Source organism: Achromobacter sp. (assembly GCF_050285585.1).
GTDB lineage: Bacteria > Pseudomonadota > Gammaproteobacteria > Burkholderiales > Burkholderiaceae_B > Achromobacter.
The window spans coordinates 1-4,289 of record NZ_JBLZXF010000085.1 but is presented as its reverse complement, the minus strand read 5'-3'; the positions used below and the strand labels follow the sequence as shown (position 1 = coordinate 4,289).

General features: G+C 67.8%; 4 protein-coding genes. 2 read left to right on the top strand and 2 right to left on the bottom strand.

The features are described 5' to 3' along the window. Positions 1-190 precede the first annotated feature (190 nt). Positions 191-895 (top strand): riboflavin synthase subunit alpha, encoded by a 705-nt coding sequence (locus tag ACN6PJ_RS31155; RefSeq protein WP_427999492.1) that lies wholly within the window; start codon positions 191-193, stop codon positions 893-895. Positions 896-931: 36 nt separating this feature from the next. Here ACN6PJ_RS31155 and ACN6PJ_RS31150 read toward each other — a convergent pair whose 3' ends face one another. Together ACN6PJ_RS31150 and ACN6PJ_RS31145 are read right to left on the bottom strand one after the other, a co-directional pair. Next, positions 932-2,425 carry a M81 family metallopeptidase gene (locus ACN6PJ_RS31150; protein ID WP_427999491.1) on the bottom strand — a complete coding sequence of 498 codons (1,494 nt, stop codon included), beginning with the start codon at positions 2,423-2,425 and terminating at the stop codon, positions 932-934. Between the two features lie 24 nt (positions 2,426-2,449). Further along, positions 2,450-3,751: an MFS transporter gene (locus ACN6PJ_RS31145; RefSeq protein WP_427999490.1), complete on the bottom strand. Its 1,302-nt coding sequence runs from the start codon at positions 3,749-3,751 to the stop codon at positions 2,450-2,452. A gap of 191 nt (positions 3,752-3,942) precedes the next feature. On the opposite strand from ACN6PJ_RS31145, the gene ACN6PJ_RS31140 reads away from it, so the two are divergent. Next, positions 3,943-4,289, top strand: a 347-nt coding sequence (locus tag ACN6PJ_RS31140; RefSeq protein ID WP_427999489.1) for a LysR family transcriptional regulator, incomplete at its 3' end; no start/stop codon positions are given.

The window sequence follows — 4,289 nt, the reverse complement described above, 5'->3', positions numbered from 1 at the left end:
GGTTCGCGCCAATCGGGCTACGGCCGCGAGAAGGGCTTCGAGGCCCTGTACGGCTTCACCACGCTGAAGACCATCGCCATCAAGCACTGAGCCCCGGCTCGGGAAGACGCCGCGGCGGCCCCTGGCAAAATATCGGTTAACGTTGATGTTTTGCTTGCAGGGGCCGCCGCGCCCGCTTTCCAGGATTCACATGTTCACAGGTATTGTCCAAGGCACCGCGAAGATCGCGAAGATCTCCGATCGCGACGGCCTGCGCACGTTCACGCTCGATTTTCCGCCGGGATTCTGCGTGGATCTGGCGGTGGGCGCCAGCGTGTCGACCGACGGCGTCTGCCTGACCGTCACCGAGCTGCTGGGCGAGAACCGGGCCACGTTCGACGTCATGCGGCAAAGCCTGGCGATCACCACGCTGGGCAGCTACCAGGAGGGCGACCGCGCCAACGTCGAGCGCGCGGCGAAGGACGGCGCCGAGATCGGCGGCCATCCGCTATCCGGCCACGTGGACTTCACGTCCGAGGTCCTGATGGTGAAGTCCTCCGACACCAACCGCCTGATGCGCTTCGGCATCCCGCCGGATTTCCGCAAGTATGTCTTCGCCAAGGGCTACATCGCCATCAACGGCGCCAGCCTGACCGTGTCGGAAGTCAACCGCGCCGAAGGCTGGTTCGAGGTCTGGCTGATCCCCGAAACCCGCCGCATGACGGTCTTCGAAGACAAGCAGGCCGGCGATTTCGTCAATATCGAGATCGAGCGCAGCACGCAGGTGGTGGTCGACACCGTGCGCGAAACCGTCCAGGAAAGCCTGGGCAGGCTGCAGCCGGTGCTGGAAGCGATCCTGAAGGAAAAGGGACTGACGCTGGAGGATTTCGTCAGCCCGCAGGCCAAGCTGAAATAGCGGCCGCCGCGCGGCGGCCGGCGCCGGCTGGGAGGCTCAGTACGAGAACGCCCGGCCCAGCGGCTTGATGCGCATGCCCGGCTGCAGACGGGTCCAGGGCAGGTCCGCAGGGTCGGCCTGCATGGGGCCGGGCGCCTTCGCCACCAGCACCTCGTGCGCGATCGGCTGGAAGTCCGCGCGGAAGTGCACGGAGCTTTTCACGACCAGGATCCCCATTTCCTCGGGCTGCACGCCGCCGACGCGGAACAGGTTGCGGTCCAGCATCTGCGATTTGGTGGCGCTGACCACCACCCGCACCCCGCCGATCCTCAGGCCCGCCACGGCGCCCAGGTCCACGTCCATGCCGTTCATCATCGGCCCGTCGAAGCGCAGCTTGCCGGGCGACAGCGTTTCCACCGTGAACTCGCCTTCGAACGCGGCGTCCCCCGCAACGCCGGACTGGCCGCCCAGTTTCAGCCGCACCTTGTTGCCGAGTCCGGCCTCGGTGGCCAGGCGCACGGCCTCGGGATCGTAGAAAAGCCCCAGGGCGGCGTTCTGCGCATCGGCCTCGACGAGCGCGCGCAGCATGCCCGTGGTGTTGGCGTCGCCGCCCGCGCCCGGGTTGTCTTGCGTGTCCGCGATCACCACGGGGCGCGAGGCGCCCGCCGCCAGCGCCTGGGCGCGGCGCACGGCCTCGGCGGGCTCCAGGAAGTCGGGCGACCACTGCGGCTCCAGTTCCAGCACGCGCTGGTAGAGCGTTTCGGTCACGCGCTCGACCGCCGCGGCATCGGTGCCGTATGCCCACACCACCGGCCCGCATTCGGGGAAGTCCGCGGCGGGGAATCCCGGCGCGAACGAAATCGATGCCACGCCGGGAGTCTGTTCCAGCCGGGCCAGCAGCTCATAGACGCCCCGCGACGGCTCCAGCATCGTGCACATGCCGTTGATCGGGATCAGGAAGGGCAGGCGGCGCTCGCTGCGGCTCCAGGCGCCGCCGGCGGCGGCGCGGGCCTGCAGCAGCCGCGCCGCGTGTTTCCCCGTGTCGGCCATATCCACGTGCGGATAGGTCCGGAATGCCGCCAGGCCGTCGGCGGCCTGCAGCATCTGCGCGGTGACGTTGGCGTGCAGGTCCAGGCTGGCGATCACCGGCACGCCGGGCCCGACGATCTCGCGCATGCGCGCCAGCAGTTCGCCTTCTCCGTCGTCCAGGTGCTGGGCGACCATGGCGCCGTGCAGGTCCAGGTAGACGGCGTCGTAGCCGCCGGCGCGGGCCGCGTCCAGGATTTCGCCGGCGATGCGCTCGTAGGCGTCGCGGGTGACGTGGGCCGAGGGACTGGCGCCCGCCCAGATCACCGTGCGCACGGTATGGCCCTGGGCCAGCGCCGCGTTGATGAAGCCGCCGGCGGGAATGTTGACCTCGCGCAGCGCCAGCATGTCGTCGCCGCGCACCATGGCCGGGAAGCCTTCGCCGCGGACGAAATTGTCGTAGCCCGCCAGGGAGGGCGCGAAGGTGTTGGTTTCGTGCTGGAAGCCAGCAACCAGAATGTGCATGATGGGTTTCCTGTGGGTTGGACGTCAGGCGCGCGCGTGGGCGGAACGGGGCGGGCGGTTCAACAGCAGGAGCAGGGCTCCGGCCACCAGCAGGGCGGAGATCACGTAGAGCCCCCCGGCCAGCGAGCCGGTCGCTTCCTTGGACCACCCGATGATCGATGGACTGAGGAATCCGCCCAGCAGGCCGATGCTGTTGATGAGGGCGATGCCGCCGGCGGCCGCCTCTCCCTTCAGGTATTGCGAAGGGATCGCCCAGAATACCGTGTACGCGGCCCACATGAACCCCGTGGCCAGCGTGATCGCGGTCAGGGAAAGCGCGAATTGCGTCGGCGCGGCCGTGGCCACGCACAGCGACAGGCCGGCCATCAGCGCCGGGGCCAGCGTATGCCAGCGCCGTTCCTGCAGCCGGTCCGAGCTGCGCGCGAGCCACAACATGAAAAGGGCCGCCGCCGCATAGGGGATGGCCGAGTACAGGCCGATTTCCATCGTGTCCTGCACGCCCGCCAGCTTGAGCAGGGTGGGCAGCCAGAAGCTCACGGCATAGATGCCGCAGATCAGGCAGAAGTACGTGAGCGCCATGCCGTAGATGACCGGGTCGCGCAGCACCTGCGCGAAAGAATGTTTCTGCTGCGCGCCGCGCGATTCCAGGTCGGCCGCCAGCAGCGCCTTTTCCCCGGCGCTGAGCCAGCGCGCTTCGGCGGGCTTGTCGTCCAGGTAGCGGTAGGCCGCCACCCCGAGCAGCACACAGGGCAGGCCTTCCAGGAGGAACATCCATTGCCAGCCGTGCAGACCGTGCGCGCCCGAGAAAGCGGTCATGATCCAGGCCGACATGGGGCCGCCCACGATGCCGCCGATGGGCCCGGCCAGCATGACCACCGCCATGACGCCCGCCATGCGCGACTGCGAGTACCAGTAGGTCAGGTAGAAGATCATGCCGGGCGCGAAGCCGGCCTCGAACACGCCGAGCATGAAGCGCAGCGCGTAGAAGCTCCATTCCCCCTGCACGAACAGCATCGAGGCCGAGGTCAGGCCCCACAGGACCATGATGCGGCTGATGGTGCGGCGCGCGCCGATGCGCGTCAGCAGCAGGTTGCTGGGCACTTCGAACATGACATAGCCCAGGAAGAAGATGCCCGCGCCCAGGCCATAGACCGCATCGGAGATGCCGACGTCCTGCTGCATCTGCAGCTTGGCGAAGCCGATGTTGATGCGGTCCAGGTAGGCGAAAACGTAGCAGAGCAGCAAGAACGGCAGCAGGCGCCATGTGATCTTGCGATACAGGGGGGCCAGGCGCGGGTCGGCGCCCGGCGTGGTCGGGTGCGGCATTGCATGTCTCCTGCGCGGGTCTGCGCCCGCGATGGCTGGGAATGAAGCCGGAAGTCTTTTGCTCCCGGCGCCGCCATTATTGGAAGAGGACGCGTTCGAAACAATGACCAAGGTGATAAATTATCGTTGCCTTGCGGGCAACGCAGGGGCAATCAACGGCCGGTGCGTCCGCGCCTGGGGAACACAGGGATATGCAGGAAATCAGCCAGGTCCGCCTGAGATACTTCCACGAGGTCGTGGCTTGCGGCTCGATACGGGGCGCGGCCGACAAGCTCGACACGGCCCCGTCCGTCATCAGCCGGCAGATCCAGCTGCTGGAAAAGGAACTGGGCGTGCAGCTGTTCGAACGCCGCTCGCGCGGCCTGGCGCCCACCGAGGCGGCCGAGATGCTGCTGGAGTACTACCGGGGCTGCCGCGCGCAGCAGGAACACCTGAACGCGCGCCTGCAGGAATGGCGCGGGATGCAGCGCGGCAACGTCCACCTGATGATCAGCGAAGGCTTCATCGACAGCCTGATGGAGCACGTGGTGGGGCCGTT